Annotated in this window: 13 protein-coding genes; 6 read left to right on the top strand and 7 right to left on the bottom strand. The window is 43.0% G+C overall.

All coding sequences use genetic code 11. The annotated features are described in order from the left end of the window. Window positions 1-135: 135 nt before the first annotated feature. Complete coding sequence (gene purB / locus AB6D06_RS04595) at window positions 136-1,506, top strand: adenylosuccinate lyase (protein ID WP_017068077.1); 1,371 nt, start codon at window positions 136-138, stop codon at window positions 1,504-1,506. A 314-nt stretch (window positions 1,507-1,820) separates the two neighbouring features. On the opposite strand, the gene htpX is transcribed toward purB, so the two are convergent. Further along, window positions 1,821-2,684 carry a protease HtpX gene (gene htpX / locus AB6D06_RS04590; protein WP_372090168.1) on the bottom strand — a complete coding sequence of 288 codons (864 nt, stop codon included), beginning with the start codon at window positions 2,682-2,684 and terminating at the stop codon, window positions 1,821-1,823. Between the two features lie 277 nt (window positions 2,685-2,961). Here htpX and AB6D06_RS04585 point away from each other — a divergent pair, with 277 nt between their 5' ends. Next, window positions 2,962-3,129 carry a hypothetical protein gene (locus AB6D06_RS04585; RefSeq protein ID WP_017060256.1) on the top strand — a complete coding sequence of 56 codons (168 nt, stop codon included), beginning with the start codon at window positions 2,962-2,964 and terminating at the stop codon, window positions 3,127-3,129. Between the two features lie 114 nt (window positions 3,130-3,243). Here the strand turns inward: AB6D06_RS04585 and bioD are convergent, their stop codons facing one another. From bioD to bioB, 4 genes are read right to left on the bottom strand one after another with little or no spacing between them, the layout of a single operon-like run. Beyond that, entirely contained in the window at window positions 3,244-3,927 is a 684-nt protein-coding gene (bioD, locus tag AB6D06_RS04580; RefSeq protein WP_017060255.1) for a dethiobiotin synthase, read from the bottom strand. Beyond that, a complete protein-coding gene (gene bioC / locus AB6D06_RS04575) occupies window positions 3,924-4,727 on the bottom strand; it encodes a malonyl-ACP O-methyltransferase BioC (RefSeq protein WP_017060254.1) in 804 nt (267 codons plus the stop codon). Before bioC ends, bioD begins: the two co-directional genes overlap by 4 nt. Next, entirely contained in the window at window positions 4,728-5,939 is a 1,212-nt protein-coding gene (gene bioF, locus AB6D06_RS04570; protein ID WP_372099825.1) for an 8-amino-7-oxononanoate synthase, read from the bottom strand. Next, entirely contained in the window at window positions 5,926-6,978 is a 1,053-nt protein-coding gene (gene bioB, locus AB6D06_RS04565) for a biotin synthase BioB (RefSeq protein WP_016792500.1), read from the bottom strand. Before bioB ends, bioF begins: the two co-directional genes overlap by 14 nt. A 158-nt stretch (window positions 6,979-7,136) precedes the next feature. Here bioB and bioA point away from each other — a divergent pair, with 158 nt between their 5' ends. The 4 genes from bioA (at window position 7,137) to AB6D06_RS04545 (ending at window position 15,022) form a co-directional block, all read left to right on the top strand. After that, window positions 7,137-8,420 (top strand): adenosylmethionine--8-amino-7-oxononanoate transaminase, encoded by a 1,284-nt coding sequence (bioA, locus tag AB6D06_RS04560; RefSeq protein WP_372099821.1) that lies wholly within the window; start codon window positions 7,137-7,139, stop codon window positions 8,418-8,420. Window positions 8,421-8,754: 334 nt separating this feature from the next. Then, window positions 8,755-12,246: an ATP-binding protein gene (locus AB6D06_RS04555; protein WP_241910074.1), complete on the top strand. Its 3,492-nt coding sequence runs from the start codon at window positions 8,755-8,757 to the stop codon at window positions 12,244-12,246. After that, window positions 12,243-13,394 (top strand): EAL domain-containing protein, encoded by a 1,152-nt coding sequence (locus AB6D06_RS04550; protein WP_102446141.1) that lies wholly within the window; start codon window positions 12,243-12,245, stop codon window positions 13,392-13,394. The genes AB6D06_RS04555 and AB6D06_RS04550 overlap by 4 nt, the downstream gene beginning before the upstream one ends. Further along, a complete protein-coding gene (locus AB6D06_RS04545) occupies window positions 13,394-15,022 on the top strand; it encodes a response regulator (protein WP_102447017.1) in 1,629 nt (542 codons plus the stop codon). Before AB6D06_RS04550 ends, AB6D06_RS04545 begins: the two co-directional genes overlap by 1 nt. 143 nt (window positions 15,023-15,165) lie before the next feature. Here AB6D06_RS04545 and serS read toward each other — a convergent pair whose 3' ends face one another. Together serS and AB6D06_RS04535 are read right to left on the bottom strand one after the other, a co-directional pair. Next, on the bottom strand, window positions 15,166-16,473 hold the full coding sequence (gene serS / locus AB6D06_RS04540; protein ID WP_017107656.1) for a serine--tRNA ligase: 1,308 nt from the start codon (window positions 16,471-16,473) through the stop codon (window positions 15,166-15,168). Window positions 16,474-16,615: 142 nt separating this feature from the next. Then, window positions 16,616-17,971, bottom strand: coding sequence for a replication-associated recombination protein A (locus AB6D06_RS04535; RefSeq protein ID WP_017060249.1), 1,356 nt, complete (start codon window positions 17,969-17,971; stop codon window positions 16,616-16,618). Between the last annotated feature and the right edge of the window lie 54 nt (window positions 17,972-18,025).

The raw sequence follows: 18,025 nt of genomic DNA, 5'->3' as shown, positions 1-18,025 counted from the left end.
CTCGCGCCTCGTCGCGAGCTTGTTTTTTGTATCAACACAACTCTCACGCAAACGATTGCGCAATGTGCGTGACAATTGAGATTGTTACTGGTATAAACCTCTCAAAATTTAGAAAACTCAATTCAGGAGAACACCATGGAACTGTCAGCATTGACTGCTGTTTCACCAGTAGACGGCCGTTACGGAAGTAAGACTATTGCATTACGCAGCATCTTTAGTGAGTTTGGACTACTAAAGTACCGCTCTATCGTTGAAATTCGTTGGTTACAAAAGCTTGCAGCAACTGATGCAATCAAAGAAGTACCAGCGTTCAGTGCAGAAGCTAACCAGTTTCTTGATGAACTAGCCGCTAACTTCAGCGAAGAAGATGCTCTACGTATCAAAGAGATCGAGCGCACGACTAACCACGACGTTAAAGCGGTTGAGTACTTCTTGAAAGAGAAAGTTGCTGGCGTTCCTGAACTTCACGCTGTAAACGAATTTATTCACTTTGCATGTACTTCTGAAGACATCAACAACACCTCTCACGCGCTTATGCTTAAAGAAGCTCGTGACACAGTGATTCTTCCAGAAATCCGTAACGTAATTGATGCTATCAAAGCACTTGCGAACGAGTACCGTGATATTCCATTACTGTCTCGTACACACGGTCAGCCAGCTTCTCCTTCTACTATGGGTAAAGAGATGGCTAACGTTGCGTACCGTATGGAACGTCAATACAAGCAAATCGAAAACGTTGAGATCCTAGCGAAAATCAACGGTGCTGTAGGTAACTACAACGCACACCTTTCTGCATACCCAGAAGTTGAATGGCACCAGTTTAGCGAAGAGTTCATCACTGAATCTCTTGGCGTAACTTGGAACCCGTACACAACTCAAATCGAACCTCACGATTACATCGCTGAGCTATTCGATGCAATTGCTCGTTTCAACACTATCCTTCTAGACTTCGACCGTGACGTTTGGGGCTACATCGCTCTTGGTCACTTCAAGCAGAAGACTATTGCTGGCGAAATCGGTTCTTCGACAATGCCGCATAAAGTTAACCCAATTGACTTCGAAAACTCTGAAGGCAACCTTGGTCTAGCGAACGCAGTATTCAGCCACCTTGCACAAAAACTTCCAGTTTCTCGCTGGCAGCGTGACCTTACTGACTCTACGGTTCTTCGTAACCTAGGTGTGGGTGTTGGCTACGCAATCATTGCATACACTTCGACTCTGAAAGGTATTAGCAAGCTTGAAGTTAACCGCGCTGCGCTACTTGCTGAACTAGACAAGAACTGGGAAGTATTGGCTGAACCAGTACAAACAGTAATGCGTCGTTACGGCATCGAAAAACCATACGAGAAGCTAAAAGAGCTAACTCGTGGTAAACGTGTAGATGGCGAAGGCATGCGTGCATTCATCGATGGTCTTGAGATCCCTGAAGACGAGAAAGTTCGCCTGAAAGAGATGACTCCAGCAAACTACATCGGTCAAGCAATCGAGCTAACTGACAAGCTGTAATATTCGAATTTCGAATCGCAGAATAGACTAAGGCTTCCCATGTGGAAGCCTTTTTGTTGAGCGGAACAAAGTGTATTGAGCACAAGAGACGTCAGCAAAATAATACAAAGCAACCCAGTATCATTACCCTACTCATCTCAATCCGTGCGATATCAACCAATCAATATCGTAATGCTTCATCACCAGTAACCCTCTATCGCCAGACACCTATTCCTCGAATACTTACTGTCTTAGATGCCAAGATCAAAAAAGACCTCCCGAAGGAAGCCTTTCAAATGTATCTTGTCGATTAGCGACTGAAAAATACGTAGCGATTACATGTTACGTAGAGAAGCAATACGCTTGTCTAGCGGCGGGTGGCTCATTAGAAGCTCAGTTAGAGACTTCTTACCGTTGATACCAAACGCCATCATAGAACCTTCTAGTTGTGGCTCATGGCTCACCTTTAGACGCTCTAGCGCTGCAATCATCTTCTCTTTACCAACCAAGTGCGCAGCACCTGCATCAGCATGGAACTCACGGTGGCGGCTGTACCACATCGTAATGAAGCTCGCTAGGAAACCAAATACCAGTTCCAGCACCATAGACACACCGAAGTACACCATCATGTTGCTGCCACCCTCTTCTTCGTTGTCATTCGACGCAACAATGTTGGCGATGAAACGAGATAGGAAGATAACGAAAGTGTTCACAACACCTTGCATTAGGGTCATCGTCACCATGTCGCCGTTTGCGATGTGGCTCACTTCATGCGCTAATACTGCTTCAGCTTCATCACGCGTCATGTTGTGCAGCAGGCCTGTTGATACTGCTACCAATGAATCGTCACGCTTAGCACCTGTCGCGAATGCGTTGATGTCTGGCGAGTCGTAGATCGCCACTGTTGGCATACCAATACCAACTTGTTGAGATTGACGGCTTACCGTCTCCATCAACCAATGTTCTGTTTCGTTACGTGGGCTTTCAATGACCATGCCGCCTACCGAGCGTAGCGCCATTTTCTTCGACATCATTAATGAAATGAATGAGCCGCCAAAACCAAATACCGCAGCCATCACCAATAAACCTGAGAGGCTACCGGGTTGCATACCTGTAACTGCGTATACAACATTAAGAACAACACTTAGTACCAATACAACCGCTAGGTTAGTTGCAAGGAACAACATTACTCGCTTCATTACTTATCTCCGCATGAAAGCTGTTTTTATAAAACTTATTGTTATAGACAAGGCAGACAGCAATAGATTCCAACCTTGAAGACTTATACTTACTTATACATATAGTCTTAGATTAAGAAAACAAGGTTAAGCATTAAATTGCAACATTTGATTACGAGACCATATCCGAATTAAATCCACTCTATTAGACCTAAGTCGTATGGTGTCGATATAACAATCCGTTTACAGTGACTTCAGATGATTTATTGGCTAGTCCATGTACAAAAAGGAAAGGATCATGGTTGAAGGTACTAACACTCAAATGGCTATCGATTTACTGTGCTGTCACCTAGGGATTACTGAAGAAGAAGCGAAAAAGCAGGTTGGAATCCTAACACCGCAAACGGCACAGACAAAAATCACAGAAACTCAGCAAGCTTTAATGGGACTGACTAAAGAACATTAGTTCTAAGCTTGTTTATTAAAAGACCGGTTGTTTATCAACTCAAGGTCTAAAGGCTTAAAATAGCAAAAGGGCTGCAATCGCAGCCCTTTTCTTATTTAGTACATAACGTGGTAATTAAAGCGCAAGCAAAGGCTGCACATCAATGTACTTACCAATGTTTTTAGACTTCGCTTTTGGGACGTAAGGGATTTCACCTAACTTAGGTGCACCTAACTTATCTTCAAGCATCGCAATAATATCTGCGTAGTGCTCAGTACCTGGATTGATACGGTTTGCGACCCAACCTACTAGGTTTAGGCCATCAGCACGAATCGCTTCTGCCGTTAATAGAGCGTGGCTCAAACAACCAAGTTTAATACCCACAGTCAGTACCACTGGCAGTTGCTCTTTTTTAACCCAGCTAGAAAGATATTCATCGTCTGAAACCGGGACTCGCCAACCACCAGCACCTTCAACTAACACGATGTCAGAGTTTTTCTTATGCTCTTCTAGCTTCGCTGATAATACCGCCTCATCAATTACAACACCATCATGCTTAGCAGCGATGTGAGGCGATGATGGTAGCAACAACGCGTATGGATTGACGTCTTCGTAAGCAATATCTTGCGTCGCCGCTTCTTGAAGATGCAGTGCATCACTATTACGTAGTCCTTCAGGGGATTTTTCACTCCCTGCAGCAACTGGCTTGTAACCAATTGTTGATAAATCTTGTGCGGCCAAAGCTTGAAGAATCGCTTTTGAAACCACAGTTTTTCCCACTTCGGTATCCGTACCTGCAATGAATAATGCATCAATCATAATTGAATAACCCCTAAACAAACTTGATATGTTGCTGGTAAGAAACCTTGATGGTTCTTAAACTCTCGATATTCCCGATCAACAAGCTGCAACATGCGACGACTTGTTAAACCTTGTGAGCGACCACTTACGTGATTAGCGCCGATACCTTTAAGGTCGCGCATCAGTTCAAACGCAGTGTCGTACCAAACGGTGATGGTGGGCAAGTCTAGTTGATGAACGGTACAGCTAGATTGCGCTAACGCAATTTTTACCTTATTGATTGTAATAAAATGGTTAACGTGTTGATGTGCGTCAATTTTGGACCACGACTTTTTCAGTTCAAACAGCGACCCATCAAGCAAAGTTGAGAAAATAACACGCCCACCAGCCGCTGTAACACGCTTCATCTCTCTCAAAGGCGACGACAAATCGTCACACCATTGCAACGCAAGGCTAGAGAAAACGATGTCAAAGCACCCATCTTCAAACGGCAATTGTTCGGCATCGGCTTGTTGATATAAAGATACAGATGCACCACACCGCTTCTCTGCTGTTGCTAGCATTCCAACAGAAAGATCAGCGCAAACCACTTCGGCGCCTCGTTTTACAAGTTGCTCGGAGAAATAGCCAGTACCACAACCTAGATCCAGCACCTTAAAGCCTGACAGATCGCTGGGTAATTTATCCAGTAATCGGTGGCCAACATCGCGTTGAAATTCAGCGTGTTTGTCATAGGTTGTTGCCGCTTTACCAAAGGCTTCGGCAATCGCACTCTTATCTTGGCCAACGTAATTATGCACTACTGCTTCTTGTGACATTTACTGAGCCTCTTTATTTGATTCAAAGCTTGGATGGATACCCGGTTCAGTGCTTAAGTCGATGTTTCGTTCAATGGCTTGATGCAACGACCTGGTTAACTGGAGAATCTGTTTTGGGCTATGGTTAGCTGTTAACGTGATTCGTAATCGAGCAGTTCCAGCAGGTATGGCTGGCGGCCTTATTGCGGTCACCCAAACTTGGTTTTGCTTTAACTCTTCAGCTATTGATAATGCCGCTTGTGCTTCACCTATCACAAATGGCTTAATCGGAGTCTGAGTATCCACAAAGCCTTTCAAGCCGCTCACCTGCTCTGCATAGAGAGACCCTAACTCAGTCAGCTTTTCTCGGCGCCACTCTTGAGTTTGAGTCATCTTACAGGCATGAGATAAAGCCACCGCTTGTGAAGGTGGCATCGCCGTCGAGTACACATGATGACGAGCAAACTGAGTTAAGTAATCACCCACTTCTGACGAACAAAGAATCGCAGCACCAGAAACGCCAAATGCTTTGCCAAAGGTCACCACCAAAACATCGGGGGAGATTTGTGCTGCACTGCAACTCCCAGCTCCTTTATCACCTAATACGCCGATACCGTGGGCATCATCAACCGCCAACCAACTGTCGTATTGATGAGTCAGGTTAGATATCTGGCTGAGAGGCGCTTGATCGCCGTCCATGCTGAATACGCCCTCAGTGACGACCAAGGATTGTAGAGATCGGCTTAATAGAGACTCTAGATGCTGCGTGTCGTTGTGTTTAAAGCGTTTCATGGTTGCATGAGAAAGCATCCCCGCTTCCATCAAAGAGGCGTGATTAAGCTTGTCTTGCAGCAGAGAGTCGTCTTTTTCGAGCAGAGAAAACAACAAGGCTTGGTTCGCACTGAAACCAGAACTAAAGAGAATCGCACGTTCAAAGCCCAACCATTCACACAGCTGAGCTTCTAAATTTCTATGAGCAGGACTAAAACCCGTGACCAATGGCGATGCCGCACTGCCAGCACCATAAAGGGAAAGCCCCGCTTGCCACGCCTCTACCAATTCAGGGTCGTTCGCCAAGCCTAGGTAATCATTACTCGAAAAATTAATAAAGCGAGAACCTTCGCAATTAAGCAAAGGACCATTACTGTTTTCGAGCACTTTAAGTTGACGAGTTAGCCCCTGCTCACGGCGTTGAACAAGGGCATCTTTGATACGGGATTTAAACAGTGGCATCGTAGAACATGTCATCTTTCGTTGGACGAGCAGCAACGCGCTCCACTACTTGATCTAACAGTTCGTTTTCTTGAATTTCATCAGGCTTCTGAGCCACTTGTTGGCTGTTGATGCCTAACTTCTTAAACAGCTGCATGTCCGTGTCTTCATCTGGGTTTGGCGTAGTCAGTAGCTTACAACCGTAGAAGATAGAGTTCGCGCCAGCCATGAAGCACATCGCCTGCATCTGTTCATTCATATTCTCGCGACCTGCAGATAGACGAACCGCTGACATTGGCATCATGATACGAGCAATCGCAATCAACTTAATGAAGTCAAAAGATTCAACATCATCGACGTTTTCCATCGGTGTGCCTTTCACTTTCACGAGCATGTTGATTGGCACACTCTCAGGGTGTACCGGAAGGTTCGCTAGCTCTACCAGCAGGCCTGCACGGTCATTGGTACTTTCGCCCATACCAATAATGCCACCAGAACAGATCTTCATACCGGCATCACGTACGTGAGATAGCGTATCTAAACGATCTTGGTAAGTACGAGTGGTGATGATGCTGCCGTAAAACTCGGGAGACGTATCAAGGTTATGGTTGTAGTAATCCAAGCCTGCATCCGCTAACTCGCCAGCTTGATCAGGGGTTAACATGCCTAGTGTCATACAGGTTTCTAGACCCATACCTTTCACACCTTTGATCATATCAGTCAAGTGAGGCATATCGCGTTCTTTCGGGTTTTTCCACGCCGCGCCCATACAGAAACGAGTCGAGCCCGCGTTCTTGGCTTTTTGCGCCGCATCCAAAACACGCTCTACTTCCATTAGGCGTTCTTTGTCGACATCCGTTCGGTAGTGAGCACTTTGAGGACAATACTTACAGTCTTCAGGACAAGCACCGGTCTTAATCGATAGAAGCGTACTCACCTGCACGTGGTTGTGCTCTTGGTACTGTCTATGAACCACTTGAGCTTCAAACATTAAATCCATAAACGGTTTTTCAAGCAGCGCTGTTACTTCAGCAACTGTCCAGTCATGACGAACTTCCACGTGTCGATCCTTTTTTATTATTTGATGTTTCATCTCTATCAATAGAGATTGCATTTATGCTTGGCTAGTCTACCGACAAGCTTTAGACTGTCAACACATTGATAATATCAAAGTTTACATATGGTTATTTTTCAACCGCACCAAGAATGGAAGTTACTATGGATCTCGCCTTTGATCGCCAGCATATCTGGCATCCCTACACATCAACGTTAACACCTCTGACCTGCTATCCAGTCACCAACGCAGACGGTGTTCACCTAGAATTAGAAGGCGGAAAACGAATTATTGATGGTATGTCATCTTGGTGGTCAACCATCCACGGCTACAATCATCCAGAGCTCAATGCTGCGGCTCACAGTCAAATCGATAAGGTTTCACACGTTATGTTTGGTGGCATCACCCACCAGCCCGCTATCGATCTATGTAAGAAGCTTTTGAATCTCGCGCCAAGTAATCTTGAGCATGTATTTTTGGCCGATTCAGGTTCAGTTGCCGTAGAGGTTAGCCTCAAGATGGCATTGCAATATTGGCACGCTAAAGGACAACCTCGTTCAAAGTTCCTCACACTAAGAGATGGCTACCACGGTGATACCTTTGCGGCGATGTCAGTGACCGACCCTGACAATTCGATGCACAGCCTCTACAAAGGCTTTTTGCCGGAACATATTTTCGCTGATTCGCCAAAAACAGGCTTTTGGGATGAGTGGAACTCAAGTGACATCGATAGTTTTCGAGAAAAGCTGGCAGCACACCATCAAGAAGTCGCAGCGGTGATCTTAGAGCCAATCGTTCAAGGGGCTGGTGGCATGCGCATCTACCACCCTGAGTTCCTAAAACAAGTTCGCTTACTGTGTGATGAATTCAACGTATTGCTGATCTTGGATGAGATTGCGACCGGGTTTGGCCGTACAGGGAAACTATTCGCTTGTGAGCATGCCGATGTTCAACCGGACATCTTATGCGTAGGCAAGGCTTTAACTGGTGGTTATATGACATTGTCAGCGACGCTGGCGAGTAAAGAAGTTGCTGACACGGTATGTGGCGGTGAAGCGGGCTGCTTTATGCACGGGCCAACCTTTATGGGCAACCCTTTAGCTTGTGCTGTGGGTGCAGCAAGTTTATCCATCATCGAGCAAGGCCATTGGAAAAATCAGACTCAACAGATTGAACAGCTCTTTTCTGAGTTGTTACCACCGTTGCGAGAACATGAACTGGTTAAAGACGTGCGTTGGTTAGGCGCTATTGGCGTTGTTGAAACACATACACCTGTCGATATGGAAACCATTCAAGCGCACTTTGTAGAGCAAGGTGTTTGGATCCGTCCTTTTGGTAAGTTAATTTATATGATGCCTCCCTTCATTAGCCAACCGGAACATATCGAACAGCTTGTTTCATCGATCGATAAAGCACTCCGACAACCTGCTTGCTTCAAGCCAAGTTGATTTAACAAACGTCATTTAGAAATACCAAAAGCCTATAAGCCGCCCATAAATACCAACGGCGGCTTATCCTTCACGCGAAAAATCAGATAGCCATAAAAACGTCTCTAACCGTTGTTTCATATCGATAACACCCAAAAATAAAATTAATCTTCACCACAAAAATAATTAGCAAAAGAGTATTAGCTGTTGGATAAATAGCCGTCATAAAATAACGAGACTTTTTTAATTCTCTAATCTTATGAAAACCTATCTCTCTTGTTTTTTTGTTTTATTCTCACTGTCTTTTCCGTGTGTTGCTTCGGAAATGGTGCTTAATTCTAATCAGACAGATTACTTGCAGGCAAAAAAAACGATTGTCATTGCTAAGCCTACTCACCTATTTAACCGGGCGTGGGAGGATGTGTTCGTCAATAGAAATAAAGGCAATTCGGCCGAAGTCGTTCGGACGCTTGAAGAGAAGCTTAATGTCAATATTGAAATAAAAGAATATTTCTCGTCACGTGCTCTGCTTGATGCTGTAGCGAAAGGAGAAGTCGACTTAACTCTAGGTTATGCTGAAACACGTCAGCGATCAGAGCAATTTATTTTTTCCAATACGCTCTATAACGTGCCTAACGTTTTTTGGTTTAAAGACGAAGCAGCTCAAACCAAATCCAAGCATGAACTCATGTGGGCTTGTATTCGAAATTCACTGTTTTGTCAGATAATTAAAGATTTGGGAATCACGAAAATATTGATGGTAAATAGCGCATCAGAGCTCTTTACAACCCTCGCTGTAGGCACTGCTGATGCAACAGTCATCGATTTAACGTCAGTCCAGAGTTACTATTCCGTTGTGACACCAGGAGAATGGCAAGGCACAATTTCATTTTCAAAAAATCTAGCTCCATTCCCCATTCAAGTATTAATGAGCAAGGAATCAACTCAACTAAAAACAATCATTGATGCATTGCTGAAACACCAAATCAAAGATATCACTCAAATATCATCGAACTATTTCTACCACTTTTATGATGACATCATAAATCAAGTTATAGAAAGCCAATATGGACATCGTTCGATTAGGTATACGGTCAGTGAAAACATCTACCCCTATTCATATTTCGATCCTACAACACAACAAACGGTCGGTTTCATTCACGACGCGATCACTCTCATTTCGAGAAAGCTTGGAGTAAGCTTCGAATACGTGCAGCCTAAAGGAAAAGATGTCATTGAAATGCTGCGTACTAAAGAAATCGACTTTTTACCCGGTTTCGATGTAGAAAACCCAAATAATAACGAATTTATTTTTAGTGAACCTTTTATGAAGCTTCATTGGGCCTATATTGCAACGAACAAAAATGTAGACACTAAACGAACAGCGATTCTTGATAGAACCGGGTACTTTATACAGAAAGAGTCATTAAAATTAGATTTCAGTGACGCCGTCATGTACCAAGATATAAAAACTCTTGCTAAAGACATGAGTAATGGAAAGATCACCCACGCTTACATTCCACAAAGTATAGCGAATCTATACGTTTACAACGGGTATTCCGACATATTTCACATTGAAGCTCGAGATAATGCAGCTTCATTGTTCAAAAATATAGGTGTGATATTACATCAGGACTCAACGTTTCTTCAAAGCGTCATCAACTCAGCGATTTCTTTAACAACACAAAACGAAATCGACCTTCTAACTCTCAAGCACCACAATATAACAGCACAATACGGCTATAGCGAAGAACGTATTGTTCTTTATACGTTAGCCGTTTCTAGCTTTATTTTCGTTCTAGTGACTTATGGATTAGTCAAAACTAGGCGTCTTTCCATTTCACTAAACAAAGCAAAACAATCAGAACAACGAAGTTACAAACAAATCCAATGGCTAACGACATTACTGGATAGCTTACCAACCTTGATATCGATTCATGATCAAACAAATAAGCTAGTCTTATCCAATAGCGCATTTAACAAACAAAGAGATTTATGTTTAACGGCAGGTAACGATCAAAAATCTTGCTGGCTTAAACAGGCCGAAAGCCAAGCTCAAAACACATTAGCTCTTGGTATCTGGAAAACAATAAAGTGTCACTGTAGTGGACACGAAAAACACTTCAGAGTAATTCGACAACGTGTAATGAATAGCTCAGACGAGAGCTATTACACAGTCACTGTGTTAGATGATTTAACGAGATGGGAAGCTCAACAACGCGAACTAGAAATTTCGAACACAAAAGCCCAAGAAGCTATCAAAGCTCGTGATTTATTCCTAGCGATTGTCAGTCATGAACTACGCACACCAATTGCCGCAATGATCGGATTAATGGAGTTACTAAGTACCAAAATTGAATGCAAAGACAATATGGAACTGTTATCGAATGCCCAGATATCTGCAGAACGATTGAAATTGCTCGTCAGTGATATTCTCGACATTTCAAAGATGGAGGCAAATCAGCTTCATTTAGAATCTAGAAACAGCAATATTTATCAAGAACTGTGCCCTATTTTTAGGACATTTGAAACACACGCAAGATTAAACAACCTCAACTTTAAAGTGGATTGGAAAACAGGCTCAATCAATACAGCTAGCTTAGATTGGCTGAGAGTAACACAGATACTCAACAACCTACTTAACAACGCGATTAAGTTTACAGAAAGCGGCTTTGTTCTCATTAACGTCGATGTAACTGAGCACCAGTTAAGCCTGTCTATAACAGATACTGGTTGTGGTATGTCTGAGCAGCAAATTACTCGTGCATTCCAACCGTTTGCTCAAGGTGACCATAGTATTAGCCGTCGTTATGGAGGTACTGGGCTAGGTATTACCGTTGTTCAGCGTTTGGTCAACATGATGAATGGTGAGTTAAAGATTGAGAGTAAACAAGGGTTAGGAACAAAGATCTCCGTCACTATCCCCGTGGAAGCAAAATCTTCAATACTAAATACACCTCAGGAAATCAGCACCGAAGATCGAGAAATACTAAGGTGGCTCAAAGCTTGGGGAGTACCTCATCAGAGCTCAAAAGACCAAAATACCTTTAATCTCGTTCGATCTAACCAATGGCAAAATCTATACCCAGATCATTTATTGTCAGCCTTAACCACATCCAGAGATCCGTTGACTTACGATACTGGAAATAGATATCAATTCGAAGGCAACGTATTAATAGCCGATGACGACCCAATCAATCGGTTATTGTTTACTAAACAATTAAAGCAGTTCGGACTTAACGCCATCATAGTCAAAGATGGGCAAGAGGCATTGGATATTTTGAAGCAGAGTGATCAAGTAATTGACTTAGTCATCACCGATTGTCACATGCCAAATATGGATGGGTACGAATTAACTGAAATAATCAAATCATCGCCCGAATTATCTCATTACCCTGTGATTGGTTGTACCGCGGAAGATTCCAAACTGGTAGTAGAAAAAGCTGAACGTGTTGGGATGAACCAAGTGATTTATAAACCTTATTCTTTTAATGAGTTGGCAGTCGCCCTAGAGCAGTTGCTCCCAGCAACTTGCATCAAACAACACCCTGACCAGCCATGGGCAAGCAATTACTCTGAAGACGAACAATTACAGATGGCAAGCGTGATCTTCGAATCGTTCACTGCTGATAAATCAATGTTACAAGACGAAAAAGAGAATATAAAAGAAGTCTCCCATCGAATCAAAGGATCCGCGGGGTTACTTGGTTTAACGACACTTTACCGAGCAGCAAAAGACTGTGAAAAGGACCCGAACAACGCTCAAAAATTAAAACAGCTCACCGATGAGCTAAATAAGTCGATTGAATCGGCGTCTATCATATTAAAAAGGCTAAACCTCCAGTGAAAGTATTGATCGTCGAAGACTCATTGCTCCAAGCAACATCGATAAAAATTTTGCTTAAGAGATACGAAATTAGCAACGTTTATACCGCTTCGAATGGCGAAGAAGCGATCAAAATATGTCAGAATCATAACTTTGACCTCGCTTTCTGTGACTTGCAAATGCCACAAATTGATGGCGTATCTTTGCTAGCATCACCACAAGCGATGAGATCGATTAAACGAGTCGTTATATTAAGTGCCATGGCTAGCTCAGCATTAGAGTCGACCCAAAACATGTGTGTATTAATTGGCTATCAACACGTTGAGGTTATTCGTAAGCCAGTTAAAGACTCACATATCCAACGCTTATTATCTTCTCACTCTTTATCCAATACAGTGAATGCGATTCAGAGCTTACCTGTTGTGTTAAACGATAAACAAGTTCAGTTAGCATTCGAAAAGAATTGGTTCGTTAACGCATATCAAAGTCAGCACGACGTAAACAAAACTCAAGCCGTTGGTGTAGAGCTACTTGCGCGCCTCATGCACCCTGAATTGGGTTTACTCACTCCACTCCACTTCATGGAATCTGTTCGACGCCTTAATTTATTGGATAAGCTGTTTTACAACGTTCTGGAACAAGGGCTAAAAGATATCTCAAAGCTGCGCGAGCCATTAGGTTTTTCCATCAACATCGAGCAATCAACGCTTAGGATCGATGTCGCAGACAAGATAATAAACTTATGCAATGAATACAATGTATCCCCTTCATTGCTCACATTAGAGATAACTGAACACGAAACTTTTTTGCTTGATACCAATTGTTATAAGAATATCGCAAAATTGAGCATGTCCGGTATTGGTCTTTCTGTTGATGATTTCGGGACAGGTTACGCCTCATTATCACAACTCTCGAACTTACCTTTTACCGAGTTAAAGGTGGATCGAAGCTTCGTACATAATGTTAGTTCCAACAAAAAGCATCAAGTGCTAACCAAAGCCTGCATTAATCTTGCCGAAAATTTAGGGCTGTCTTGTATTATCGAAGGTGTTGAGAAACAACAGGATTTTGATTATCTATCTTCAATTGGTATGACAAGATACCAAGGCTACTTCACATCGAAGCCAGCAAGTTTTTCCGAATTAATCTCTCAGAATGATTTGAAATAATGAGGTTAAATCAACTGCAAGTCCTTATTGTTGACGATGCACCAATAGTCCTCTCCACCATACGCAATATGTTGATTTATATTGGATTTCATGAAAAAAACATCTTTCTTTCCACCTCACCAAAAGTCGCGATATCGCTAGTTAATGAAACATCATTTGATGTCATCATTTGTGATTACAATTTTGGCGAGGGCATGAATGGTAAGCAATTATTTGAAGAATTAAAACAAACACGAATGTTAAAAGATGATGGTGTTTTTATACTAGTTACTGGGGAAAACTCAGCTTTTTCTATTAGACCAATTATTGAATTGCGCCCAGATAACTACTTACTAAAACCTTTTAATCGTGAGACCTTAAAATTACGTATTACAGCATCGATTCGTAAGAAGAAAACACTAGAAGAAATCTATAATGCTGATCGAGCGCATCTCTATCGAGAAGGCCTTGAGCATTGTGAAGCTCTATCGCATTTTCACCCAGAGTACTTCTCTACAATCGAACAATTCAGAGGCCATTTCCTTTCTAAACTTGAGCTGTTTGATGAAGCAAAAATAGTGTATGAGAGTGCTATGGCAGAAGGGAATTTCGACTGGGCACAAGCAGGCTTAGCGAACAGCCTAGCTAACTTAGGACAACAGACCGAAGCCAATCAAATCATATCAACATTGATCAAAAACGCACCAAGCAATACGTTGTATCGTGATGAAGCAGCTCATGTGAGTTTGCTCAGTAATCGAATACCAGCTGCGATAGCACACTTCAAACTAGCTAGTAAGTTAACGCCTGGAAACTCAGATCGTGAACTAGCAATTGCCAACCTATGTTTATCCGTTAACGATTCTGAAACCGCACTTAAGCACTACCAAAATTACATTCATTTCAATAAGGATACGTTTCGCGACAATGTGCTAATGAAGCTCAATCACGTTAGGTTTCTTTTATATTCAGCTTCCGATGATATTAATAAGCAACAGAAACTCGAACAAGTTAACTTCATTCTGAGTAAAGTCTGGGAAGAGCAAATCCCTGAGATCCACTGCGACCTTGCACTTATCGCTGCACATATTTCGTTTGAAAAAAAAGAGTACAAAAAATCGATTAATCTCTTAACTGATCTACACAACGGTAACCAATTCAGAGAATTTTCGACCATTTATCATCATGCGTGGTTACTCGACAAAATGAGTTGTGAGTGCGAATTCAAAATAGCGGTCCAGCGAAGTAAGATTTTAATCATTAAAACAGAAAGTTCGGCGATCATATCAAGTCAAATGACAATGTTAAATGAACTAAACAGTCAAAATCATCGAAAAATACGATGGCTGAAAGAGCAGAATATTACAATAGAAAAGGCACAATCCAACTATAAAGCTTTATTGACAATATACTTGAATATACAGGAGCGCGCGCCAGTCATAAAAAAGGTGTGCATGAATATTATCAAGCTACTTACTCTTGCTTGGCCAAGTTCAATAGGGTCAAAACAAGTGAACACGATTATTAAAGAGTGTGACGAAGTCATCTTACAGCTTTACACCGCACAAGAATTATATGACATGGATTATCTACGTTTCTACAGTAAAGCCATATCGATGTGTCGCAATATAGAAACTAATCGATTATAGATGTATCGGAGACTTCCTAAGTTTTCTTTCTACACTTTAGGTTCTAAGACTTCAGGTAAAAAAAAGGCTTTGCCATAACAGCAAAGCCTTTTAACTATTCTAATGAGTTAGATTAATCTAAATTCGATTAACCTAAATTGACATTAACCAATGTGCGTTACGCCGCCCATGTATGGTTGAAGTACTGTTGGGATAGCAATACGGCCATCTGCTTCTTGGTTGTTCTCAAGGATAGCAACCATAGTACGACCAACAGCAAGACCAGAACCGTTTAGTGTGTGTACAAGTTCAGGTTTTTTCTCGCCTTTACGACGGAAACGAGCTTGCATACGACGCGCTTGGAAATCCCACATGTTTGAACAAGAAGAAATCTCACGGTAAGTCTCTTGTGCTGGAACCCATACTTCTAAGTCGTAAGTTTTCGCAGAACCGAAGCCCATGTCACCTGTACATAGAATCACTTTACGGTAAGGAAGCTCTAGAAGTTGAAGTACTTTCTCAGCGTGGCCAGTTAGCTCTTCAAGCGCTGCCATTGAGTCTTCTGGCTTAGTGATTTGTACTAATTCAACTTTATCGAATTGGTGCATACGGATAAGACCACGAGTGTCACGACCATAAGAACCCGCTTCAGAACGGAAACACGGCGTGTGAGCTGTCATCTTAAGTGGCAGTTCAGCTTCATCAGTGATCGTGTCACGAACCATGTTCGTTACCGGTACTTCCGCAGTAGGGATAAGCGATAGAGTCTTAAGAGGTACGTCACTTACTTGCTCAGTTAGCGGGCTTGTGTGGAACAAGTCTTCGCCGAACTTAGGAAGTTGACCAGTACCGTAAAGGCTATCGTGGTTCACTAGATACGGTACGTACATTTCTGTGTAGCCGTGCTCATCAGTGTGAAGGTCCAGCATGAACTGAGCAATAGCACGGTGTAGACGTGCAAATTTGCCTTTCATCACGATGAAACGAGAACCCGAGATTTTAACTGCGCTAGCAAAATCAAGACCGCCAGACATTTCGCCAAGATCGACGTGATCTTTCACTTCAAAGTCGTAAGTCTTAGGTTGACCCCAACGAGAAACTTCTACGTTATCGTCTTCATCTTTACCATCTGGCACTTCTGCATCAGGTAGGTTAGGAATAGACATTGTGATCGTTTCTAGCTCAGATTGAAGATCAGCCAATGCTACTTTAGCTTGGTCTAGTTCTGCGCCTAAGTTGCCTACTTCTGCAAGGATACGCTCAGCTTCTTCATGGTCGCCTTTTGCTTTCGCTTGACCAATGGACTTCGATCGAGAGTTACGTAACGCTTGTAGCTCTTCAGTTTTCATCTGAAGGGACTTACGTTTTTCTTCAAGTTCACGAATTGTCTCTACATCAAGGGTGAAGCCTCGACGTGCTAATTTTGCCGCTGTTTCATCCAGCTCAGCTCGAAGTAATTTAGAATCCAGCATTGCTAATCCTATGCTTTAGTTATTTGAATATTCAGTAGCTTACTACTGAATCACTGCTAAACCCCTAAAACTGGTGTTATTTCGACCAATTTATAACGATTTAATTGAAATTTTATGACTAGGTAACGATATCCAAAAAAGACTACTTTTCATAGCGTTTTTGTGGGCTTTTTGCGTCCAAATCCGCCAGATAATCTAGCTTCTCGCCAATTTTGGTCTCTAAGCCTCGTTTTGTTGGGAAATAGTATTGCTTCTCTCCCATTTCAGGAGGCAGATACTTTTCACCAGCGGCGTAGGCTCCTGGTTCGTCATGAGCATAACGGTATTCTTGCCCGTAGCCCATGTCCTTCATCAAAGTTGTCGGTGCATTTCGCAAATGATGCGGCACTTCATATTCAGGAAGATTGTGAGCATCTGTTAACGCTTGCTTCCACGCGGTGTAAACGGCGTTACTCTTTGGTGCACATGCGAGATAAACAACCGCCTGCGCAATCGCACGCTCCCCTTCAGCAGGGCCAATGCGCGTGAAGCAATCCCAAGCCGACATCGCTACCTGCATAGCGCGAGGATCAGCGTTACCGATATCTTCAGAAGCAATCGCCAGCAAGCGTCTAACGATATACAAAGGATCACAACCCGCAGCAATCATTCGTGCTGACCAGTACAAGGCCGCATCAGGGTTTGAGCCACGAATTGACTTATGAACCGCGGAGATTAGGTCGTACCAAATATCACCCTTGTTATCGAAACGAGCGACTTTCTCACCAGCCACTTCAGCCAACAACTGCAAGGTTATCGCTTTCTCGCCTTTATCGTTGTCTTCTGCCATGTCATACAGCAGTTCAAGGTAGTTAAGCGACATACGCGCGTCGCCGTTAACCAGTTCTGCAAGGCGATCTAAAACATTATCAGCAAAATCAACAGGCACATCACCTAACCCACGTTGCTTATCTTCAATCGCTTGGCGAATGACAAGAGAAATATCATCTGTGTTCAGGGACGTCAGTTTGTAGACACGCGCACGTGACAACAAAGCGTTGTTCAGTTCAAAAGATGGGTTTTCTGTCGTCGCACCAATAAAGGTCACGGTGCCATCTTCGATATGAGGCAGAAAAGCATCTTGCTGACTTTTGTTAAAGCGATGGACTTCGTCCACAAACAGGATGGTTCTGCGCCCTGCTTGCTTGTTCTCGCGCGCTTTTTCAATTGCAATACGAATGTCTTTTACGCCCGAGGTTACCGCCGATACGCGTTCCACTTCAGCATTCGCATAGTTTGCTGCAACTTCGGCTAACGTCGTTTTACCGGTGCCCGGAGGCCCCCACAAAATCATCGAGTGGATATGGCCCGCTTCCAACGCTCTGCGAAGTGGTTTACCTGGGCCTAATATATGCTGCTGACCGATGTACTGTTCGACAGTTTCCGGTCTCATACGAGCAGCAAGGGGACGAAAATCTTCGTCCCCCGCAAAATCTAAGCTGTAATTACTCAATTGCAATCTCTTGATTCGTTGATGGCATTAATGCCTATCGACGTACTACCAAACGATCTG

Source organism: Vibrio sp. 10N.239.311.G01 (assembly GCF_041465805.1).
GTDB classification, from domain to species: Bacteria; Pseudomonadota; Gammaproteobacteria; order Enterobacterales; family Vibrionaceae; genus Vibrio; species Vibrio crassostreae_C.
The sequence above is the reverse complement of the archived record's forward strand: the minus strand, read 5'-3'. Positions and strand labels throughout refer to the sequence as shown.

Bases quoted from the DNA above. Each gene is read 5' to 3' on its own strand.
- purB (WP_017068077.1), top strand. From the start codon at position 136: ATGGAACTGTCAGCATTGACTGCTGTTTCACCAGTAGACGGCCGTTAC.
- htpX (WP_372090168.1), bottom strand. From the start codon at position 2,684: ATGAAGCGAGTAATGTTGTTCCTTGCAACTAACCTAGCGGTTGTATTG.
- AB6D06_RS04585 (WP_017060256.1), top strand. From the start codon at position 2,962: ATGGTTGAAGGTACTAACACTCAAATGGCTATCGATTTACTGTGCTGT.
- bioD (WP_017060255.1), bottom strand. From the start codon at position 3,927: ATGATTGATGCATTATTCATTGCAGGTACGGATACCGAAGTGGGAAAA.
- bioC (WP_017060254.1), bottom strand. From the start codon at position 4,727: ATGTCACAAGAAGCAGTAGTGCATAATTACGTTGGCCAAGATAAGAGT.
- bioF (WP_372099825.1), bottom strand. From the start codon at position 5,939: ATGCCACTGTTTAAATCCCGTATCAAAGATGCCCTTGTTCAACGCCGT.
- bioA (WP_372099821.1), top strand. From the start codon at position 7,137: ATGGATCTCGCCTTTGATCGCCAGCATATCTGGCATCCCTACACATCA.
- AB6D06_RS04545 (WP_102447017.1), top strand. From the start codon at position 13,394: ATGAGGTTAAATCAACTGCAAGTCCTTATTGTTGACGATGCACCAATA.
- serS (WP_017107656.1), bottom strand. From the start codon at position 16,473: ATGCTGGATTCTAAATTACTTCGAGCTGAGCTGGATGAAACAGCGGCA.